The organism is Alloalcanivorax sp. (assembly GCF_964221125.1).
GTDB lineage: Bacteria > Pseudomonadota > Gammaproteobacteria > Pseudomonadales > Alcanivoracaceae > Alloalcanivorax > Alloalcanivorax venustensis.
In genome coordinates this window covers 1-19377 of sequence record NZ_CAXPXK010000080.1, presented here as the reverse complement: position 1 = coordinate 19377, position 19377 = coordinate 1, and the positions used below count along the sequence as shown (strand labels likewise).

Sequence of the window (19377 nt, the reverse complement as noted above, 5' to 3'; positions counted from 1 at the left end):
GCACCCTGATCCGGCAGCCGGATCTGGCCCGGGTTCTGGAGGCCCTGGCCGAGCAGGGGCGAGACGGTTTTTACCAGGGCCCGGTGGCGGAAAAACTGGTACGCGGGGTGCGCGAGGCCGGCGGCATCTGGACAAAACAGGACCTGAACAACTATCGGGTCAAGGAGCGGGCGCCGGTGGTCGGGCACTACCGAGGCGCCCGCATCGTCACGGCCCCACCGCCGTCCGCCGGCGGGCTGGTCATGCTGGAAGCGTTGAACATTCTCAATGAATTCAACGGCGGCGAGATTAGTGAGGACTTACTTCCTCACCTCACCGTGGAAGCCTGGCGGCGCGCCTATCAGGACCGGGGCCGCTATATGGGCGACCCGGATTTTGTTTCCATACCTGTGGATAACCTGTTGAGTAAATCCTACGCCGAGCAGCGGGCCGCCTCCATAAAGCTGGATAAGGCCACCCCCAGCAGCGAGCTGGGCGAACCCGTGGCCACCGGCGAAGGCTTCCATACCACCCACTTTTCGGTGCTCGACGGGGCCGGCAACCGGGTGGCCGCCACGCTCAGTATCAACCTGCCGTTCGGCAGCGGCTTCATGCCCGCCGGCACCGGCGTGATCCTCAATAACGAGATGGACGATTTCTCCGCCAAGCCGGGCAGCCCCAACGCCTATGGCCTGGTGGGCAGCAAGGCCAACGCGGTGGCGCCGGGCAAGCGGCCGTTGTCCTCGATGACGCCTACCTTCGTGGAGTTCGACGACCGGGTGGCGATTCTCGGCACGCCGGGCGGCAGCCGTATCATCACCATGGTGATGCTGGGTGTGCTCGAGGCGGCCAATGACGCCCCGGTGGACGACTGGGTGAGCCGGGTACGCTTTCACCACCAGTTCCTGCCCGATCAGGTTCAGGCGGAACCCGCCTTCCTCGGCACCGAAGCGGCGAAAAGCCTGCGCCTGCGCGGCCACGACGTGGTCTCCGTGGACCGCGAGTACGGCAACATGCAGGCGATTCTCTGGCGGCACGAGGACAACAGCGTCACCGCCGCCAGCGACCCGCGCGGCATCGGCGCGGCGCGGGTCGGCGCCGACGCGGACTGACCCCGGTGACGGCCGCCGCGGGGTGTGCTCCACTATGCCCATGGACACCACCTTCGCGGCCCAGACTCTGCACTGCTACCCGCCGGCGCCGGCCCTGCGCGGGCTGGTCAGCCATTACTGGCTGAGCCGCGACGGCGGCGGCGACCGCCACCGGGTGCTGCCGGACGGCTGCGTGGACCTGGTGCTGCGCCTGCGCGACGGCGATGGCGCCTGGCAGGCGTTCGGCACCAGCACCCGGCCATCGGACGTGCCGGTGGAGCCCGGCTGTGTCTATTTCGGTATCCGCTTCCAGCCCGGCCAGAGCCGCCATTTCCTGCCCCTGCCCGGGCGTTTGCTCACCGACACCGCCCAGCCTCTGGCCCGGCCCGCCGACTTGTCGGCGGAGCGCCTCGCCGAATTGATCGCCCGCCCCGACCCCGCCTTTGCCGTGGACCGGCTGCTTTCCCGGGGGCTCGCCGGGCAGCCGCCCCAACCAAGACGCCTGGACGGCGCCCTGGCGCTGCTTTCCCGTTCCGCCGCGGGCGTCAGCGTGAGCGCCCTGGCGGCGCACCTGAACCTGAGCCGCCGGCAACTGGAGCGCGACTTCCTGGAGTGGGTCGGCGTGCCGCCCAAGGTGTTCATGGGCATCCGCCGCAGCCAGCAGGCCCTGGCGTTGCTGAGCCGCCCGTCACCCGCCGCGCCGCTGGCCGACATCGCCCTGGCCGCCGGCTACGCCGATCAGAGCCATATGACCCGGGAGCTGAAACGCTACCTGGGCGTCACCCCGGGGGCGCCCCGGCTGCCGATGCACGATGTCGCCTTTATTCAAGAGCAGGCCGGCGCGCCGACCTAGAGTGGAGCTTCTTCTCAAGCCAAAGGAGCAACGCGATGAAACTCTGGTCCGGTGTGGTCACCGAGCACTTGCAGGCGTGCCGGGATTTCTACGTGCGCCTGTTTCAGTGCCGGGTGCTGTTCGACAGCGACTGGTTCGTTCTGCTGGAGCTGGGCGGCGGCGAGCTGGGTTTCCTGGCCCCGCAACAGGAGGCCCAGGCGGCGGCGTTTCAGCGCCCGTTGCGCGACGGACGGGGCCTGTGGGTCACCATCGACGTGGACGACGCGGACGCCGAATACCGGCGGCTGCAGGCATTGGGGGTGCCGATCGAGGTGGCGATCCGCGATGAAGCCTGGGGCGACCGGCACTTCGTCATCCTCGACCCGGCCGGCATCGCCGTGGACGTGGTCCAGCACGGCTAACCATAAAACAACACAATCACCGGCGTCTGACCTTTTGGAACCTGTGCAAGACGCCGGGGGCCGCTCAGAATCATTCTTTTTTTCAGACACGGAGCGCCCATGGGCCAGCAACGCATCGAAATCGACAAGGAATTTCCGTTCCCGGTCAGCGACCTGTTCAACCACCTCAGTGAGCACGAGAACCTGTCCGCCCTGTTCGCCCCGGCCAAGGTGCGGCGCGTCAAGGAGGGGGACGTGGAGCCCAACGGCGTGGGGTCGGTGCGCCGGCTGTCGCTGCCGCTGACGCCGGCCTTCGAAGAGACCGTCACCGAGTTCGAGCGCGACCGCCGCATTGCCTACCGCATCACCAAGGGCAGCCCGTTGCGCGATCACCACGGGGTGATGGTCTTTTCCGAGACCGCCGGCGGTTCCCGCCTGCACTACACCATTGTCTTCAAGGGCAAGCTGCCGCTGATCGCCGCCGTGATCAAGCCGGTGCTGGACCGCGCCATCCGCAAGGGCCTCAACGACCTGCGGCTTTAAGGGCCCCCGTCGCGGCGGCCGTCGTCACTGCCGGCTTCGAGGAGGGATTCCAGTTCCTCGCGGCCGCGGGCGGAGAGCTCGATCAGTTTGTCGAGCTTGTCGCGGTGGGCGAACTGCTCGCGCAGCAGGCGTTCGTCCACGTCCCGGAAGGTGCGCACCAGGTCGATGGCGGTGGTTTCCGGCATGCCCAGCTGGGCCAGGGTGGTCTGGGCGGCGCGCAGGCTGGAGTCCAGCGTTTCGCGGATGACGTGCTCGACGCCTTCGGCCATCAGTGAATAGGCGTGGTAGCGGTCGCGGGCGCGCACGATCAGGGTGATGTGCGGGAAGTGCTCGCGGATCAGGCGCACGGCGCGCAGCGACGCCTGCACGTCGTCGATCGCCAGCACCATGATGCGGGCGTGCTGCAGCCCGGCGGTGTGCAGCAGGTCGAGCCGGGTGACGTCGCCGAAGTAGACCTCGTTGCCGAACCGGCGCACGGTGTCGATATGGTCCGGGTTGGAGTCCAGCGCGGTGAACGGAATGCGGCGGCTGACCAGAATACGGCCGATGATCTGCCCGAAGCGGCCGAAGCCGGCCACGATCACCGCCGGCTGACCATGCGGCGCGGGCTCGTCCTCGGTGCTGCGGTGGCCGGTCTTGGGCGCCGGCCAGAGCCGCTGCACCAGTTTCAGCAGCAGCGGCGTGGCGGCCATGGAGAGGGCCACCACCAGGTTGAGCCGGGCGATCATTTCCGTCGGCAGCAGGTTGAGGGCCCCGGCCTGGGTGAACAGCACGAAGGCGAATTCGCCGCCCTGGCTGAGCAGCAGCCCGAACCGCAGGGCGTCGCGGCCGCCCACCTTCAACGCCCGGGCAATGCCGAACAGCACCAGGGTTTTGATCCCCAGCAGGGCCGCGCCCATGGCCAGGATCGACCATGGCGACGCCGCCAGCAGGCGCAGGTCCATGGTCATGCCGATGGCGATGAAGAACAGCCCCAGCAGCATGCCCTTGAACGGCTGAATATCGGTGTCCAGCTGCTCCCGGTAGGGGGAGTTGGCGAGCAGCATGCCGGCCACGAAGGCGCCCAGACCCATGGACAGATGCAGGGTTTCCATCAGCTCGGCGGCGCCGAGGACCAGCAGCAGGGCGGTGGCGGTCATCAGCTCCCGGTTGTGCAGCCGCGCCAGCCAGCCCAACCAGGGGTTGAGCAGGTAGCGCCCGGCCAGCCACATCAGGGCCAGCACCAGCACGCCCACCAGCAGGTTGGGCTGGGCGGCGCCGGCGTCACCGCCGGCCAGCACCGGCAGCAGTAGCAGCAGCGGAATCACCGCCAGGTCCTGGAACAGCAGAATCGAGAAGGCGTTACGGCCCTGGGGCGTACCCAGCTGGTTGGTTTCCACCAGCATCTGCACCGCGAAGGCGGTGGACGACAGCGCCAGGGTGGCGCCGATGGCCAGGGCGGCCGGGCCGGGCTGGCCCAGGGCGAAGAAGAAACCGGTGAGCAGGGCGGCGCTGAACAGCATCTGGCTTGCGCCCAGCCCGAGCAGCCGCCGGCGCTGCGCCCAGAGCTGCTCCGGGGCCAGTTCCAGGCCGACCAGGAACAGCATCAACACCACGCCCAGCTCGGCGAAATGCAGCACCGCCTCGGCGCCGGGGATCAGCCCCAGGCCCAGCGGCCCGATGACGATGCCGGCGGCCAGATAGCCGAGAATGCTGCCCAGCCCGAGACGCTGAAACAGCGGCAGCAGCAACACCGCCGCCGCCAGCAACACCAGCGCCTGATTGAAGTAACCACCCATTGTCGATCCCCCACGGCGGGGCGGCGGGTGCCGCCCGCGGTCCTAATCCCAGTTCAGCGGCATGGGTGAAGAGCCGGGGCTCTCCGGTTGCCCGGCGGGCGGCTCCATGTCACCGGTGTCGCCCTGACGGTTGCCCGGCGCGCGCACACGGTCACCGGGGCGCGGTTCGCCGCCGCCCTGGGTGATCCGGGCCACCGCGTAATCCGGGCGCACTTCGATCACCTCCAGGCTGGCCAGGGCGTCGCTTTCCATACGAATGGTGAGCCCGGTCTGCGGGTCTTCCAGGGACTCCACCGGCCGGTACACATTGAGGATAGTGTCCGCTTCCAGGCGGCCCTGGCCGTGGCTCAGGTAGACCCGGTCGCCGTCGCTCTTGAGCACCTGCACCGGGTACAGGGTGTCGGAGGCCGCCGCCGCCAGGGCCCGGGCGATGCGCGGGTAGACCAGGTCGGCGAGCCGCTCCGGATGGTTGCGGTGGTCGAGCTTCTGCCGGCGGGCCAGCTGCCGCACGCTGGCTTCCGACTGCTGCCAGTCGTAGAGGCCGGCCTCCAGCACTTCGCCGCCGGCGGCGTCGATCAGCCGGTAGCGCAGACGCACATAGGGTTCGTACCCCTGGAAGCGGGCGCCGTAGAAGGTGCGCTCGTCGTCGCCGATGTCGAACGCCTCGATGTGACCCACCAGCAGCAGGTCGGCGCCTTTGGTCTTGCCCAGGCGCAGCAGCTCCCGGGGCTCGCCGGCGCCGTCGCGCAGCAGGTCCTGCTCGGCCTCGCGCAGATCCAGATTGGCGCGATCCAGCACGCGGAAACGGCCGGACTGGGCGAAGGCGTCGATCAGGTTGGCGTGCAACTGGCGGCGCACCTCCGCCGCCGGCAGGGTGGTTTCACCCAGGGTGTATTCATCGGCGTCGCTGGTGAACGGCGCCACCACGATGGCCGGCAGATGGGAGCGGTCCGGGCCCGGCGCCTGCTGGAGCAGCAGCACCGCTTTCACGTCCGCGCGCCACAGGGCGTTGTCTTCCTGGGTGACGGCCGTCACCTCGTAGCTGTCCAGGCTGCCCAGCGTGGGCAGGCGCGGCTCCGCCACCGAGGTGCGGCTGCCGGTCCAGGTGGTGACGTCACCCTGGCGCTGGATCACCCATCCGCTCACCTGGCGGCGGAAATCCGGGTTCACCGACAGCGTCACGCCGCCGGCCTGGCGCACCGCCGCCACCAGCGCATTGGTGACCGCCTGTTCCGGGTTGTCGCCGTAGCCGCGGGCGCTGACCTCGCGGGTCTGTGCCGCTGAGGCGGTGCCGGCGGCCAGCGCCGCCATCAGCACGAGCAAACAAAAACGCTTGAACATGGTTCCTCTCCCTGGTGCCAGGGTGTTCAGAAGCCGAACAGGCTGCGTTTGCGGGTCTTGCGGATTTCCTTCTCGCCGGACCACTCAATAATGCCGCTCTGGATGTTCAGCAGTTTCAGGGTGAACTTGTAGTAGACATCCTTGGTGCTGTCGTCGCGCTTCACGATCGAGGACAGGTTGCCGTAGAGCATGAACTCGGCGCCGATCTGGCGGCCCATCTGGGCGGCGCTGGCCTGGTCCACCATGCCGGAATCCTGCTGGTACTCCAGTTGTTCGCGTACCCGGTCGACCACGGACATATCCACGAAGCGGAACTTGCCGGAGTTGATCAGCTTGGACTGGATGGTGTCGGTGACGGACTCGGTGTCGATGTGCTCGCTGGTCTTGTTCTTGATGCGATCAACGAACAGTACCGGGCGGCGGTCGCGGGTCATTTCCACGATCGGCGGGAACACCATCATGTCGTCCACCATCTTGGTGGCGATCATCTGCAGATCGGTGGAGCCGAAATCGGCGGTCACCGTTTCACGGGCCTGGGCGTCGCCGTAATCCACCCGGGACGCACAGCCGGAAAGCACCAGCGCCATAGCCAGGGCGAGCAGTGAAAATACGCGAACCATGTGTTTCTCCTTAAGGAACCTGAATGGCGTCCGGGGCGTTATTCGCGCACCCAGATTTCATAACGGACGGCGCTGGGGTTGGGGGCCACCGCCTGGACATTGTTCTGGCTGCGGCCGGCCATCACCAGTTGCCGCCAGGGCTGGGATTCCGGAGCCACTTCGAACCCGTCCCGATCGAACCATTTGATCTTGTATTGGAAATCCAGTTCAAATTTCCAGCCGTTTTCCAACGTCGCCTGCACGTACAGCAGGTCGCCGACTTTTTTGTCCTGCAGCGCTTCCACCGAAAGGCGGTTGGCCAGGGTGCTGTTGTTGGAGTACAGGCGCGGTTCGCCGTCGTCGCCGGGGCGGGCCATATTACTGGCGGAACAGCCCGCCAGGACCACCGCCAGCACGACGGCGGCCAGAGCGGTAAACGGAGCTTTCATAACGGGCCCTCCTGAACGGGTAACACGCGGGTTATAAGGCGGCCGGGGGTGGCCACCACGTGAATCACGGTCACGCCCTGTTCCACCACGGGAACCGTCAAACTAGCACCGCCACCGGGTGTGCTCAACTGAAGGCGGTGCTCGCCGGGCGGCAACATCAGGCGGGTGGCCTGGGCGTAGGCGGGCAGGCTCAACCAGCTGCGCAGGTCGGCCTGTTCGCTGACCACATTGAAGATCTGCGTGAGGATGGCGCCCACCGGACCGAAATCGTCGTTGGCTTTCTTCTGCAGATTGTACTTGGTGGTGGCACGCAGCGTCTGCCGCACCAGCATGCCGGGCAGTTGTTCGCGCAAATGGCGCGCGGCCAGCCCACCCACGTCGGTGAGCACTTCGGTGCGCGCCGTGGTGTCGTCGACGGCCACGGTGAGCGGCGCCGGGCGCGGCTTGTCCGCGGCGCTGTAGGTCGGGAAGGCCACCGCGAAGAGGCCGTGCGGTGTGGGGATCGGCAGGCTCAGCTCGCGGCGGGCGGGCACCAGACCCTGCTCATAGACCACCGCCACCAGCCCCTTGTCGCGTTCCACCCGGCCGTCCTGGGCGCGGGACAGGCGCGCCACATCCTCCTGCAGCATGGCGGAATCCGGGTGGATCTCCAGCGCTTTCTTGTAGTCCACCAGGGCGTCGTTGTATTCGCCGTGGGCCTCCCAGAACAGGGCCGAGAGATTGAAGGTCCAGGCGTTCTGGAAGCTCGCCTTGACCTCGCCGGCGGCGGCGTCCAGGCCGGCGAAGTGGCTGTCGAAATCGGCCGGTTGCACACCCTCTTCCCGCGCCGCCTCCTGGGCGGCGGCGATCTCGTCATCGCGCCGGTTGGCGGCCACCCGTTGTTCGTTGGCGGCGGCGCGCAGTTCCACGGCGGTGGCGGTGACGTCGTTCTCACGCCAGTAATTCAGGGCCTGGTAGGCGTGCGCGACAATGCGCTCGTAGTCCGGCGCCACGTAGGGGCGGGCGTTGTCGTTGACCAGCAGGGCGCCGGTATTGCTCACCAGGCTGGAGGCGCGCAGCCGGGCGGCGGCGTCCGTTTCGTCGTAGTGACCGAAGGCGCGGCGAAAGGCGCTCTCGCTGTCTTCGATGGCGCCGCTCAGCTGGTGCACCCGGCCCAGTTCCTGCAGATAGAGCACGCCGTCACGGCTGTCGACGCCTTTTCTCAGCAACGGGGCGGGCCCGTCCGCCGCCATGTCGGCGGTCCAGGCGCGCGCCTGGGACGGGTAGGGCTGGAACAGGGAGCGGGTGGCGCAGCCGCTCAATAGCACCATGGCCAGCAACAGCGCGACGCCGTTTCTGACCAGCACGTATCCTGGCGGGCTTATTCTCATAGACCGCGGCGCCATAAAAAAACCGGAGCGGGCAAGGTAGCCCGGCTCCGGCTTATTGTCGAGACGGGACGTCTTAGGGCCTGTTCACACTACTTGCATCACGCCTGTTGCGGCTAAAAAGCCACCAATCAAGGCGAGAGGAGAGAAGTTTGGTGGCTCCAAATGAACGACGAGCAACGCAGAGTGGTGGCTTTTTAGCCGCAACCCGGAGGGCTGGAGCCCTTTTTGCTTCCAGCGTCGTTGTCGGTCGCTTATTTGGAGCCACCAAACGGCGCTCCCTCCGCCTAGCTGGAAGCAAAAAGGGCATCCAGCAGGCGCGATGCAAGTAGTGTGAACAGGCCCCCCTTAGAACAGCACGCGGGTGCGGATGGTGCCGTCGATGGTGCGCAGCTTTTCCAGGGCCAGTTGGCTGTAGCCCTTGTTCACGTCGATCACCACGTAGCCGATCTCTTCATTGGTCTGCAGGTACTGACCGCAGATGTTGATGTCGTTCTCGGAGAACACGGTGTTGATCTGGGTGAGGATGCCGGGAATGTTGCGGTGGATATGCAGCAGACGGTGCATGTCCGGGTGCGACGGCAGGGCCACCTCCGGGAAGTTCACCGCGCTCAGGGTGGAGCCGTTGTCGGAGTAGCGGATCAGCTTCTCGGACACTTCGGTGCCGATGTTTTCCTGGGCCTCATGGGTGGAACCACCGATGTGCGGGGTCAGGATCACGTTGTCGAATTCGCGCAGCGGGCTGATGAACTCGTCGTCGTTGCCCTTGGGCTCTTCCGGGAACACGTCGATGGCGGCGCCGAGCAGGTGCTTGTCGCGCAGCGCGGCGGCCAGCGCCTCGATGTCCACCACCTTGCCCCGGGCGTAGTTGATCAGATAGCTCTTGGGCTTCATGGCGCGAATCTGCTCTTCGCGGATCATCCAGCGGGTGGCGGCGGTGTCCGGCACGTGCAGGCTGACCACGTCGGCCAGGCCGAGCAGGTCGTTGAGGCTGCCCACCTGTTCCGCGTTGCCCATCGGCAGCTTGGAGACCACGTCGTAGAAGTACACCTTCATGCCCATGGATTCCGCCAGCACCGACACCTGGGCGCCGATGTTGCCGTAGCCGACGATGCCCAGCTTCTTGCCGCGGATCTCGTAGCTGTCCTTGGCGGATTTCAGCCAGCCGCCGCGGTGGGCCACCGCGTTCTTTTCGGGAATGCCGCGCATCAAGTTGACGGTGTGAGCGATCACCAACTCCGCCACCGAGCGGGTGTTGGAGTAGGGCGCGTTGAACACCGGAATGCCGCGCTTGAGGGCGGCCTTCAAATCCACCTGGTTGGTGCCGATACAGAAACAGCCCACGCCGATCAACTTTTCGGCGGCCTGGAAGACCTCCTCGGTGAGCTGGGTGCGCGAGCGGATGCCGACAAAATGGGCGTCCTTGATGGCGTCCTTGAGGTCGTCGCCGGTGAGCGCGGTGGGCAGAAGCTCCACGTTGCTGTAGCCGTGCGCCTTCAGATTATCCACCGAGTTCTGGTGGACGCCCTCGAGCAGGAGGATGCGGATCTTGTCCTTCTCAAGAGAAGTGTTGGCCATGGGTGGTCTCTGTAGCGGGTTAAATGGGCGCGTATGGTATCATAGCCCGCCCCGGATGAGACCCATTCCGGAGCCCCCGTGCACATGTTGAATGCTCAAGTTGACTTGAAGACCTTTGGAGTTGCCGATGACCTCCCTCGCCCACGCCGCCCTGGACCAGCTCAGCGCGCTTCTTGGCAAGCGCTGCCTCACCGATCCGGACAGCGCCCAGCGCTACGGGGTGGACTGGACCAAGGTCTGGGCGCCGGCGCCCAGCGCCGTGGTGCTGCCGGAAACCACCGAAGAAGTGCAGCAGATCGTGGAGATCGCCAATGAACACGGCCTGCACCTGGTGCCCTCCGGGGGCCGCACCGGCCTGTCCGCCGGGGCGGTGGCCGCCAACGGCGAGCTGGTGGTGGCGTTCGACCGGATGAACCGGGTGCTCGACTTCAACGAGTACGACCGGTCGGTCACGGTGCAGCCGGGGGTGGTCACCCAGCAGCTGCAGGAATTCGCCGACAGCAAGGAGCTGTTCTACCCGGTGGACTTCGCCTCCGCCGGCTCCAGCCAGATCGGCGGCAACATCAACACCAACGCCGGCGGCATCAAGGTGATCCGCTACGGCATGACCCGGGACTGGATCACCGGCCTCAAGGTGGTCACCGGCCGGGGTGAACTGCTGGACCTCAACAAGGGCCTGATCAAGAACGCCACCGGCTACGACTTCCGCCACCTGTTCATCGGCTCCGAAGGCACCCTGGGCTTCGTGGTGGAAGCCACCGTGAAGCTGGCCCGCCGGCCCAAGGACCTCACCGCCCTGGTGCTGGGCGCGCCCGGTTTCCGCGAAGTCATGAAAGTGCTGCACGCGTTTCAGAAGGACATTGATCTGACCGCGTTTGAGTTCTTTTCCGACAAGGCCATGGCCCATGTGCTCGAGCACGGGGTGGCCAAACCCTTCGACAGCGATTGTCCGTTCTACTGCCTGCTGGAATTCGAGCAGCTTTCCGAACACACCGGCGAACGGGCCATGGAGATTTTCGAGCACTGCGTGGAGCAGGGCTGGGTGCTGGATGGGGTAATGAGCCAGTCGCTGGGTCAGCTGGAGCAGCTGTGGCAGTTGCGCGAACGTATTTCCGAATCGATCGCGCCGCACACGCCCTATAAAAACGATATTTCCGTGACCGTTTCCAAGGTGCCGGATTTCGTCGAGGACGTGGACAAGGTGGTGCAGGAGGCCTACCCGGATTTCGAGATCGTCTGGTTCGGGCATATCGGTGACGGCAACATGCACCTGAATATTCTCAAGCCGGCGGACCTGCCCAAGGAAGATTTTTTCCGCCAATGCGGCGATGTGTCCAAATGGGTGTTCGAGATCGTGCAGAAGTACGACGGCTCGATTTCCGCCGAGCACGGCGTGGGCATGACCAAGAAGCCTTATCTGTCGTATTCCCGCAGTGAAGAGGAAATCGCTTATATGAAAGCGGTGAAAGCGGTTTTCGATCCCAACAATGTGATGAACCCCGGAAAATTGTTCGATGTTTGATGCCCACACGCTGAAAGCGCGACCGGAATCCGCCTACGTTCATCGCTGGATCGACGGCTCGCCCATGGAAATGCCGCTGGGCAAGTGCGTCTGCGTGGGAAGAAACTACGCCGAGCACGCCCGCGAGCTGGGCAATGACGTGCCCGAGGAACCTCTGCTGTTCATGAAACCGGCCACCGCCCTGTGCAGCCTGCACGAACCGCTGGTGCTGCCCCAGGGACAGGGCCCGGTGCACCACGAGGTGGAAATGGTGGTGATGATCGGTGAGCGCCTGAGCGGCGAAACCGACCTGGAAACCATTCGCTTCGCCATCGCCGCCTACGGGGTCGGCCTGGATCTGACCCTGCGTGACCTGCAGAGCCGGCTAAAGGAAAAAGGCCATCCCTGGGAACGGGCAAAGGGTTTCGACGGCGGCGCACCGGTGTCCGGGTTTATCGACGCCCGTGGGATTTCGGTGCGGCAGAATCTGGAGGTGTCTCTGGAAGTGAACGGCGAAAGCCGCCAACACGGCCATACCGGGCAGATGCTGTTCCCGACCTTTGAACTGATCGCACAGATCAATCAGGTGTTCACGCTGGAGCCCGGCGACCTGATCTTTACCGGCACGCCGGCCGGGGTCGGCCCGCTGACGTCCGGCGACAAGCTCACTGCCCGGCTGGGCAATATCCTGCAGGTGTTCACCCGCGTGGCCTGACGCCGACCCGTGAGGCGCCTGGTTTACTCAGGCGCCGATGACCAGAAGGGATTGGCCGTCGTCGGTTTGCACCAGATAGTTGGGGGCCGGCCCCGTCGCCACAGTTTTGACCAACTGACCGGAATCCAGATCCACAACGCTGATACTGCCACTGGCAGGATGCGTGGAAACGGCATAGCGACCGTTGGAAGTCACCAGCACATGGTGCACAGGCCCCGGCACTTCCAGTTTGCGGTCAATCGTCTTTGTGGCCGTGTTCACCAAATAGAGCAGCCCCGTACTCCCTGCTTCCAATTCAGTAGACTTCCCGCCCCCATGATGAGCGGCGTGTTCATCTTCTGAAATGCCTTCGGGGCGACTAACCGGCTTCTGACGATCATGCGCCGACAAACTACCCACCACCAGATACCGGCCATCCGGGGTCAGTGCCGAACCGTGGGTATTCAGGGTGCCGCCAATGGACGACGTCACCTTGCGGTTTTCCAGATCAATAACGCCGACGGCATCCGCTGTGCCCATGGGAACAAATGCCCGGTTCGTGTCTGCGGCCACCATCAGCGAAAAACTCATAGCGACACTGGCCGTAATACCAGCAATACACTGCTTGCGCAACGAATGGTTCATAGCGTGCCCTTTTTGGTCAGAGGGTTTCAGTAAGATCTCCTCGCCCGGTAAGCAAGATCCCGAACAGGCATGGTCATTACTTGGCAGTCCATCACACCAAGCTGAAACAGGCCTGAAAACAGTTGCGAAACATGCATTCGTTTGACCAGAATCAAGGTGGAACGATTCACAATGACCATGGACGACCAATGCAAGACGTGCCCCAGGAAAACCAGCGAACAACCAAAACCCACGCCGACCAGCTCAACCGGCAGTGTTACTGCATCACCCTTGACCGAAAAGCGCTCACTGACAGCCTCCAGAAGCAGTTTTCAGACACTGGGAACGAGGCGCCGGCCACTCCCGAGATCCATCATCTCTTTTCAAACACGCCGGTTTTTGTTCCCCAGGCTGACATCGCGACGATGGAGCGGATTGTTCAGGCGATCGAATCCGCAGCCGAGCTTCCGCCCTATAAGGAAAAAGCTCTGTCCTGGGCGCCGGACATCGCCGGTTTTGATCCAGGCCCCATCGGGGCGTTCATGGGCTACGACTTTCACCTGGGCGAGAACGGGCCTCAGCTGATCGAAATCAACACCAACGCCGGCGGCGCATTTCTGAACACGGTATTGGCCCGGGCTCAACACCGATGCTGTGACCCGTCCCAGCAGACCGCTGGCACCAACCGTGCATTGGATGGGTTCGAGGACGCGGTGTTTGCCATGTTCCAGCAGGAGTGGGAACGGCAAGGTGGCGACTCGACGCCCGGTTGGCTGGCCATTGTGGACGATGCCCCAGAATCCCAGTTTATGTTCCCGGAATTCCAACTGGCCCAGCAGTTATTCCAGGCCAGAGGCATAGAGACCTTGATCCTCGACCCATCGGAGCTTGAGTATGTTGATGGTGCCCTGAGCGCCCACGGCAAGCCTATTGACATGGTGTACAACCGCCTGGTGGATTTTGCCTTGGAGGCCCCGGCTCTTGGGGCGCTGAGGCGCGCCTACCTCGACGGCGCGGCGGTCGTCACGCCCAATCCACGCGCCCATGCGCTGATGGCCGACAAACGGAACCTGATCCTGCTATCTGATGCCCAAACCCTGCGCGACTGGGGCCTGAGTGAAACCGAGGCAGGATTTCTGGATAGAGCTGTACCGAAGACCCGGCTGGTTTCAGCAAGTGATGAGGCGGAGTTGTGGAGCAACCGGCGTAAACTGTTTTTCAAACCGGTAGCGGGCCATGGCAGCAAGGGCGTCTATCGGGGCGAAAAACTAACCCGCCGCGTTTTCGAAGAGATCCTGAAGGGTGATTACATCGCGCAGAACTTCGTTCCCGCCGGAGAACGCACCCTGAGAGTGGATGGCACGGTCACCACCAGAAAGGTCGATATCCGTTTGTACACCTATGCCGGGCAACATCTGCTTGCCGCTGCCCGTGTGTACCAGGGCCAGGCCACCAACTTTCGAACGCCGGGAGGTGGCTTTGCGCCCGTCTTTGAGGTGTGAAGGTGAGCCTCAATTGGAAACATTCAAAGGGATTAAGCCGTCAGCAAAAGTGCTCGGATCTCATAGATCCTGCATTCGGCCAACCTGACGAGCCAGTCTCATCGACTCATTTTCCTCCATCGCCAAAAGAGATTCGAACAGCTCTTTTGCTTCTGGAATTTCGGCTTTTCCAATCAGCGTTTTGTAGAGATCAATAATCTGATCATGAAAGTCGAACACTTCCCGGCAGATACCATCAAAATCAAGCTTCGCGTAAGGCTCGTCGCAGGTTCGATGAGTTTTGATCGGATTATGGGACAGGTAGTCGTACACCCGAGTTTCCAGTGCCTTCTTATCCCCTTGGTGCTCAAACTCGTTCACGATCCGCTCTATTTCCGATTCATGAGCTGCCAGATAATCCAAAAGCGCACGGGCCCGTTCTTCCTCGTGCTTTGTTGCGCAATGGGACAGACAGCTCGCCAGATGTGAGTGCAGATCGCGCGTCCAGTCGATCAGTTGTCCAAAAGTCTTTATATCCATATCTTTTTTCCTTTTTTCCTTTTTTCTTCTCCATAATATGACTGACATCAAATAGGTATCCCGTCGTCAAATGAGGAGTCCTATTTGCATTTCCAGTGTTCAGTTGGGCTATGCGCTCGCCTGGCTAATTCGCTAATCCATTGCAAACCGCAGGCACTGCAGCAAATCGACGCCTCTACCGGCTTCAGATCGATTCCACAACCTCAGAGAGCATATCCCTGACCTTCCCGGCAACCTGCTTGAGCTCGTCATTATCGATGGCGCTCATGGAAGCCAATGGATCCACTGCACTTACCTCAATGCCCTCCGAAACCTCACGAAGAATAACGTTGCAAGGCAGCATGGCACCCACGCGAGGCTCCACACCGATGGCTTCCCAGGCCATGCCAGGATTGCAGGCCCCGAGAATCCGATAGGCCAACATATCCTTGTCCAGCTTTTTCTTCATGGTGGCTTTGACATCAATTTCTGTCAGCACACCGAACCCGTGATCAGTGAGGGCCTGACGCGCTCTTCTGTCCACGTCCTCGAAATCGACATCTTTGATAACTCGATCGATCGTGTATGACATAGCTACCTCCAATGATTCAGAAGTTCATTGCTTTGACCCGAGTTTCACCACCCTCAAACGCAGCGCATTCACGATCACGCTGACCGAGGACAGCGACATGGCGGCCGCTGCAAAAATGGGCGACAGCAGTATCCCGAAAAACGGGTACAAAACCCCTGCCGCTATCGGAACACCGGCGGAGTTGTAAACGAAGGCGAAAAACAGGTTCTGACGGATATTGCGCATGGTCGCCAGAGACAAACGGCGCGCCTCGACAATGCCCATCAGGTCGCCGCGTAGCAGCGTAATGCCGGCGCTTTCGATGGCGACATCGGTCCCGGTGCCCATGGCCACACCGACATCCGCCGTTGCCAGTGCAGGCGCATCGTTTACGCCGTCACCCGCCATCACGACAACACGGCCTTCGTCTTTCAGGCGCTGGACGATCTTGCCCTTATCTTCCGGCAGGACTTCCGCTTCCACTTCGTCGATATGCAGTTTTCGGGCAACTGCTTCAGCTGAAGTGCGGTTATCGCCGGTCAGCATGACCACCCGGATGCCGTCTTTTTGCAGCGCGGAAATAGCGGCTTCGGTGGTTTCCTTGACCGGATCGGCAATCGCCAGCAACCCTGCGACGTTTCCGTCGACAGCAGCAAAAATCACGGTAGCACCATCTTTTCGGAGCTGGTCGGCGTCGCCGTCAAATCGCGTGGTGTCGACATTTTCCGACTCCATGAGAAGGCGGTTACCAAGTAGCACCCGCTTGCCGTCTATTCGACCGGTAACCCCTTTACCATTCGGAGAGTCAAAGTCTTCCGCATCCGGAAGCTTCAGGTCCATGCCCTTGGCTTTATCGAGTATGGCGTGAGCCAGTGGGTGCTCACTGCCTTTCTCCAGGCCGCCTGCATAACGCATGAGACTACTGTCATCGAACCCGTTGGCCGCGACAAGCCGGGTGACTTGCGGCTTGCCCTCTGTCAGCGTGCCGGTTTTATCCACCACCACGGTGTCCACCTTCTCCATACGCTCCAAGGCTTCCGCATCGCGAATCAGAACGCCACTTTGAGCACCGCGTCCGACACCCACCATGATGGACATGGGCGTCGCCAAGCCAAGTGCGCAAGGGCAGGCAATGATCAGAACACTGACCGCTGCAATCAGCCCGAACGCCATAGGCGGCGTGGGCCCGAAGAATGACCAGGCTATAAAGGCGATAATGGCGATCACGATCACCGCAGGCACAAAATAACCCGCCACCTTGTCGGCCAGGCCCTGAATGGGCGCGCGGCTGCGCTGGGCGCTCGCCACCATCTGCACAATCTGGGACAGCATGGTGTCACGGCCAACCTTGTCGGCCCGCATGATAAAGCTGCCCTGCTGGTTGATACTGCCGCCGATCACCTGGTCGCCGGATTTTTTGCTGACTGCCAAAGGCTCACCGGTCACCATGGATTCATCCACGTTGGAGCTGCCTTCAAGCACCTCGCCGTCCAACGGCACCTTGTCTCCCGGACGTACCCGCAAGCGGTCACCGACCTTGACCTGATCAAGCGACACATCGGATTCGCTGCCATCGTCGTCCAGTTTTCTGGCCGTCGCCGGTGCCAGATCCAGCAGGGCCTTGATGGCACCAGAGGTTTTCTCTCTGGCGCGCAATTCCAGCACCTGCCCCAGCAGCACCAGCACCACGATGACAGCAGCCGCCTCGAAGTAGACGGCGACCGACCCGTCTTCCTGCCGGAAGGCGCCTGGGAAGATCTGCGGCGCCAGGGTCGCCACCAGGCTGTAGATCAGCGCGACGCCGGTACCAATGGCAATGAGCGTAAACATGTTCAAGTTACGGCTAACCACGGATTTCCAACCCCGGACGAAGAAGGGCCAACCGCACCAGAGCACCACAGGCGTTGCCAGCACCAGTTGAATCCAGTTGGACATCTGCGGGGCTATAATGTGATCGAGTCCGGTGAGGTGCCCACCCATCTCCAGTACCAGTACAGGCAGGGCCAGCACCAGGCCGATCCAGAATCGGCGGGTCATGTCTTTGAGTTCTTCCGAAGGCCCGTCGTCCAGGCTTACCTGCTCGGGCTCTAGGGCCATGCCGCAGATTGGGCAGTCCCCTGGCCCTTGCTGCCGAATCTCGGGGTGCATGGGACAGGTATACATAGTGCCCGGCGCTACCGGCTCTTGCTGTTTCTTTTCCCAATCGAGGTACTGCTCAGGGTCCTCGTCGAATTTGGACTGGCAACGCGACGAGCAGAAGTACCAGGTTTTACCGCCATGCTGGCTGCGGTGTTCCGCGGTATGCGGATCGACTGCCATGCCGCAAACCGGATCCTTGGCGGTGTGCCCGCCAGGTTCTTTATCGGCGTGGTGATCGTGGTCATGGGCGTGATGGTGCTCAGCCATTCTGATCTCCTGTTTTATCGGCGGGCCAGTCTGCAAATGCAATGAAATACAGCAGAACCAGATTGACGATAGGGATCAGTATCAGTACACCCATCCACCCCGGATACCCCGTGCGCTGGCAAATACGCCAGGCCGGAATGACGACCACAATGGCAATCACCAGCATCCACAGCCAGTGGCCTGCCCACATGGTGTTCCCGAACATGTTATCTCCCATCATGGCAATAGCCTCTCTTCCTGATTCTGGTTAATGGTGACGATGCGCGTGACTCTCTTCCTGTTTCGCTTGCGCGGATTCCGGCGATCTTTTCAGGAAAATCTGCTCGGAGACTGCAAGCACAATCATGGTGACCACTGCCACGCCGATGACGAACGGGTCCGTATTCAGTTTTACCCAGACAAAGCCGCCCAGAGCCAAAAGATCCAACAAGATGGCTGTAGTTGGCACCCAGGTGTTGGCCTTGATGTCTTTGCGAAGATAGCGCAGTACACCCCAGTGAATGGCAATGTCCATAATCAGGTAAAACACGATACCCAGCGCGGCAATTCGTGACAGATCAAAGAAGGCGGTGAGGATCAGCCCCAGGACAACGGTATACACCAGTGTGTGTTTCTGGATGCTGCCGGGCATGCCAAAATGCCGATGTGGTACGAGCTTCATCTCCGTCAGCATCGCCAGCATGCGGGATACCGCGAAGACGCTGGCGAGAATACCGCCCGCCGTGGCCATCATGGCAATAGCGACAGTAAACCAGACACCGTAATCGCCGAGAGCGGGACGCGCAGCAGCAGCGAGGGAGTAATCCTGCGTTTCGATAATTTCAGCCAGTGACAGGTTGCTGGCGACCGCGAAGCCCACCAGCGTGTAGATCACCACGCAGGCGGCAATGGAAATCACGATGGCGCGCCCGACGTTTCGCTTTGGGTCTATTACTTCCGAACCACTGTTGGTGATGGTCGTAAAGCCTTTGAACGCCAGAATCCCCAGTGCGGTTGCGCCCAGGAAGTTGCCCAGCGCTCCGGCTTCACCGGGCTCCGAAAAATCAACCGAGACTGAGTCGGCAATCCAGATCCCGACCAGACCGAAAATCAGTATGCCGCCGATTTTCAGGATCCCGATAAAGGAAGCCACCCCCTGAATCATCCGATTGCCGAGCAGGTTGATCACGAAAGCCACGAGGATTAATGCCACCCCCAGAATGGGCACCATACGGCCGCTTTCGTCCCCTCCGAATAGTTGCATGGTGTAAGAGCCAAAGGTGCGGGCCAGGAAGCTCTGGGCGATCACCATGGAAAAGTACATCAACAGGGCGTTGAAAGCCGTTGGCAGCCGGTTTCCGTAAGCCTTGTGCAGGTACATGCCGATACCGCCGGCGGACGGGTAGGCATTGGAGATCTTGATGTAGGAATAGGCGCTGAAGCTGACAATCACCGCCGCCGCGAGAAAGGCCAGCGGGAAAAGGACACCGGTCATCTGGGCCATCTGCCCGGTAAGTGCAAAAATACCGGCGCCAATCATGACGCCGGTACCCAGCATGACTGTCCCTGGTAAAGTGAGACTGCCCTCCTGGTAGCGGGTAGTTCGATCTTCCTCCCTGTTCATTCAACCTCCTGTTATTTTTT

General features: G+C 62.5%; 19 protein-coding genes. 7 read left to right on the top strand and 12 right to left on the bottom strand.

Translation table 11 applies throughout. The annotated features are described in order from the left end of the window. From ACEQZD_RS09710 to ACEQZD_RS09695, 4 genes are all read left to right on the top strand, one after another. Positions 1 to 1091, top strand: a 1091-nt coding sequence (locus ACEQZD_RS09710) for a gamma-glutamyltransferase family protein (protein ID WP_370185175.1), incomplete at its 5' end; no start/stop codon positions are given. A 34-nt stretch (positions 1092 to 1125) separates the two neighbouring features. Further along, a complete protein-coding gene (locus ACEQZD_RS09705; protein ID WP_370185173.1) occupies positions 1126 to 1923 on the top strand; it encodes a helix-turn-helix domain-containing protein in 798 nt (265 codons plus the stop codon). A gap of 35 nt (positions 1924 to 1958) precedes the next feature. Then, a complete protein-coding gene (locus tag ACEQZD_RS09700) occupies positions 1959 to 2324 on the top strand; it encodes a VOC family protein (protein WP_142947935.1) in 366 nt (121 codons plus the stop codon). Positions 2325 to 2423: 99 nt separating this feature from the next. After that, complete coding sequence (locus ACEQZD_RS09695) at positions 2424 to 2846, top strand: SRPBCC family protein (RefSeq protein WP_142947936.1); 423 nt, start codon at positions 2424 to 2426, stop codon at positions 2844 to 2846. On the opposite strand, the gene ACEQZD_RS09690 is transcribed toward ACEQZD_RS09695, so the two are convergent. The 6 genes from ACEQZD_RS09690 to serA all read right to left on the bottom strand — a co-directional run bounded on the left by ACEQZD_RS09690 (position 2843) and on the right by serA (position 9958). After that, positions 2843 to 4624: a monovalent cation:proton antiporter-2 (CPA2) family protein gene (locus tag ACEQZD_RS09690; RefSeq protein ID WP_142947937.1), complete on the bottom strand. Its 1782-nt coding sequence runs from the start codon at positions 4622 to 4624 to the stop codon at positions 2843 to 2845. The two genes, ACEQZD_RS09695 and ACEQZD_RS09690, sit on opposite strands and share 4 nt — an antisense overlap. A gap of 42 nt (positions 4625 to 4666) precedes the next feature. Beyond that, positions 4667 to 5965, bottom strand: a complete 1299-nt coding sequence (locus tag ACEQZD_RS09685; protein WP_370185171.1) for a CsgG/HfaB family protein — start codon at positions 5963 to 5965, stop codon at positions 4667 to 4669. A gap of 26 nt (positions 5966 to 5991) precedes the next feature. Further along, positions 5992 to 6585 (bottom strand): penicillin-binding protein activator LpoB, encoded by a 594-nt coding sequence (gene lpoB / locus ACEQZD_RS09680; protein ID WP_142947939.1) that lies wholly within the window; start codon positions 6583 to 6585, stop codon positions 5992 to 5994. A gap of 38 nt (positions 6586 to 6623) precedes the next feature. After that, positions 6624 to 7013 carry a YcfL family protein gene (locus ACEQZD_RS09675; protein WP_142947940.1) on the bottom strand — a complete coding sequence of 130 codons (390 nt, stop codon included), beginning with the start codon at positions 7011 to 7013 and terminating at the stop codon, positions 6624 to 6626. Then, positions 7010 to 8359, bottom strand: coding sequence for a COG3014 family protein (locus ACEQZD_RS09670; RefSeq protein ID WP_370185168.1), 1350 nt, complete (start codon positions 8357 to 8359; stop codon positions 7010 to 7012). The genes ACEQZD_RS09675 and ACEQZD_RS09670 overlap by 4 nt, the downstream gene beginning before the upstream one ends. A 369-nt stretch (positions 8360 to 8728) precedes the next feature. Continuing rightward, positions 8729 to 9958 carry a phosphoglycerate dehydrogenase gene (gene serA / locus ACEQZD_RS09665; RefSeq protein ID WP_194855276.1) on the bottom strand — a complete coding sequence of 410 codons (1230 nt, stop codon included), beginning with the start codon at positions 9956 to 9958 and terminating at the stop codon, positions 8729 to 8731. Between the two features lie 127 nt (positions 9959 to 10085). On the opposite strand from serA, the gene ACEQZD_RS09660 reads away from it, so the two are divergent. Together ACEQZD_RS09660 and ACEQZD_RS09655 are read left to right on the top strand one after the other, a co-directional pair. Further along, a complete protein-coding gene (locus tag ACEQZD_RS09660; RefSeq protein ID WP_370185166.1) occupies positions 10086 to 11480 on the top strand; it encodes an FAD-binding oxidoreductase in 1395 nt (464 codons plus the stop codon). After that, positions 11473 to 12174, top strand: coding sequence for a fumarylacetoacetate hydrolase family protein (locus tag ACEQZD_RS09655; protein ID WP_142947943.1), 702 nt, complete (start codon positions 11473 to 11475; stop codon positions 12172 to 12174). Before ACEQZD_RS09660 ends, ACEQZD_RS09655 begins: the two co-directional genes overlap by 8 nt. Before the next feature lie 27 nt (positions 12175 to 12201). Here ACEQZD_RS09655 and ACEQZD_RS09650 read toward each other — a convergent pair whose 3' ends face one another. After that, positions 12202 to 12798, bottom strand: a complete 597-nt coding sequence (locus ACEQZD_RS09650) for a YncE family protein (RefSeq protein WP_214012821.1) — start codon at positions 12796 to 12798, stop codon at positions 12202 to 12204. Positions 12799 to 12986: 188 nt separating this feature from the next. Between ACEQZD_RS09650 and ACEQZD_RS09645 the strand changes: the two genes are divergently transcribed. Then, positions 12987 to 14279, top strand: a complete 1293-nt coding sequence (locus tag ACEQZD_RS09645) for a hypothetical protein (RefSeq protein WP_142947944.1) — start codon at positions 12987 to 12989, stop codon at positions 14277 to 14279. 60 nt (positions 14280 to 14339) lie between these two features. Here ACEQZD_RS09645 and ACEQZD_RS09640 read toward each other — a convergent pair whose 3' ends face one another. The 5 genes from ACEQZD_RS09640 to ACEQZD_RS09620 all read right to left on the bottom strand — a co-directional run bounded on the left by ACEQZD_RS09640 (position 14340) and on the right by ACEQZD_RS09620 (position 19357). Next, positions 14340 to 14798: a hypothetical protein gene (locus ACEQZD_RS09640; RefSeq protein WP_022990672.1), complete on the bottom strand. Its 459-nt coding sequence runs from the start codon at positions 14796 to 14798 to the stop codon at positions 14340 to 14342. A 184-nt stretch (positions 14799 to 14982) separates the two neighbouring features. Then, the gene (locus ACEQZD_RS09635) at positions 14983 to 15369 is read right to left on the bottom strand and encodes a DUF302 domain-containing protein (protein ID WP_022990673.1); all 387 of its coding nucleotides are present in this window, start codon (positions 15367 to 15369) and stop codon (positions 14983 to 14985) included. A gap of 24 nt (positions 15370 to 15393) precedes the next feature. After that, a complete protein-coding gene (locus tag ACEQZD_RS09630) occupies positions 15394 to 17754 on the bottom strand; it encodes a heavy metal translocating P-type ATPase (protein WP_022990674.1) in 2361 nt (786 codons plus the stop codon). Further along, positions 17747 to 17959, bottom strand: coding sequence for a hypothetical protein (locus ACEQZD_RS09625; protein ID WP_022996756.1), 213 nt, complete (start codon positions 17957 to 17959; stop codon positions 17747 to 17749). The genes ACEQZD_RS09630 and ACEQZD_RS09625 overlap by 8 nt, the downstream gene beginning before the upstream one ends. A 42-nt stretch (positions 17960 to 18001) precedes the next feature. Next, entirely contained in the window at positions 18002 to 19357 is a 1356-nt protein-coding gene (locus ACEQZD_RS09620) for an APC family permease (RefSeq protein ID WP_142947945.1), read from the bottom strand. Positions 19358 to 19377: the final 20 nt, after the last annotated feature.

Excerpts from the sequence above, each read along its gene's own strand:
- ACEQZD_RS09625 (WP_022996756.1), bottom strand. The coding sequence starts at position 17,959 with ATGTTCGGGAACACCATGTGGGCAGGCCACTGGCTGTGGATGCTGGTG.
- ACEQZD_RS09700 (WP_142947935.1), top strand. The coding sequence starts at position 1,959 with ATGAAACTCTGGTCCGGTGTGGTCACCGAGCACTTGCAGGCGTGCCGG.
- ACEQZD_RS09655 (WP_142947943.1), top strand. The coding sequence starts at position 11,473 with ATGTTTGATGCCCACACGCTGAAAGCGCGACCGGAATCCGCCTACGTT.
- ACEQZD_RS09630 (WP_022990674.1), bottom strand. The coding sequence starts at position 17,754 with ATGGCTGAGCACCATCACGCCCATGACCACGATCACCACGCCGATAAA.
- ACEQZD_RS09675 (WP_142947940.1), bottom strand. The coding sequence starts at position 7,013 with ATGAAAGCTCCGTTTACCGCTCTGGCCGCCGTCGTGCTGGCGGTGGTC.
- ACEQZD_RS09640 (WP_022990672.1), bottom strand. The coding sequence starts at position 14,798 with ATGGATATAAAGACTTTTGGACAACTGATCGACTGGACGCGCGATCTG.
- ACEQZD_RS09690 (WP_142947937.1), bottom strand. The coding sequence starts at position 4,624 with ATGGGTGGTTACTTCAATCAGGCGCTGGTGTTGCTGGCGGCGGCGGTG.
- ACEQZD_RS09705 (WP_370185173.1), top strand. The coding sequence starts at position 1,126 with ATGCCCATGGACACCACCTTCGCGGCCCAGACTCTGCACTGCTACCCG.
- ACEQZD_RS09650 (WP_214012821.1), bottom strand. The coding sequence starts at position 12,798 with ATGAACCATTCGTTGCGCAAGCAGTGTATTGCTGGTATTACGGCCAGT.
- ACEQZD_RS09695 (WP_142947936.1), top strand. The coding sequence starts at position 2,424 with ATGGGCCAGCAACGCATCGAAATCGACAAGGAATTTCCGTTCCCGGTC.
- ACEQZD_RS09660 (WP_370185166.1), top strand. The coding sequence starts at position 10,086 with ATGACCTCCCTCGCCCACGCCGCCCTGGACCAGCTCAGCGCGCTTCTT.
- ACEQZD_RS09685 (WP_370185171.1), bottom strand. The coding sequence starts at position 5,965 with ATGTTCAAGCGTTTTTGTTTGCTCGTGCTGATGGCGGCGCTGGCCGCC.
- ACEQZD_RS09635 (WP_022990673.1), bottom strand. The coding sequence starts at position 15,369 with ATGTCATACACGATCGATCGAGTTATCAAAGATGTCGATTTCGAGGAC.
- ACEQZD_RS09620 (WP_142947945.1), bottom strand. The coding sequence starts at position 19,357 with ATGAACAGGGAGGAAGATCGAACTACCCGCTACCAGGAGGGCAGTCTC.
- lpoB (WP_142947939.1), bottom strand. The coding sequence starts at position 6,585 with ATGGTTCGCGTATTTTCACTGCTCGCCCTGGCTATGGCGCTGGTGCTT.
- ACEQZD_RS09645 (WP_142947944.1), top strand. The coding sequence starts at position 12,987 with ATGCAAGACGTGCCCCAGGAAAACCAGCGAACAACCAAAACCCACGCC.
- serA (WP_194855276.1), bottom strand. The coding sequence starts at position 9,958 with ATGGCCAACACTTCTCTTGAGAAGGACAAGATCCGCATCCTCCTGCTC.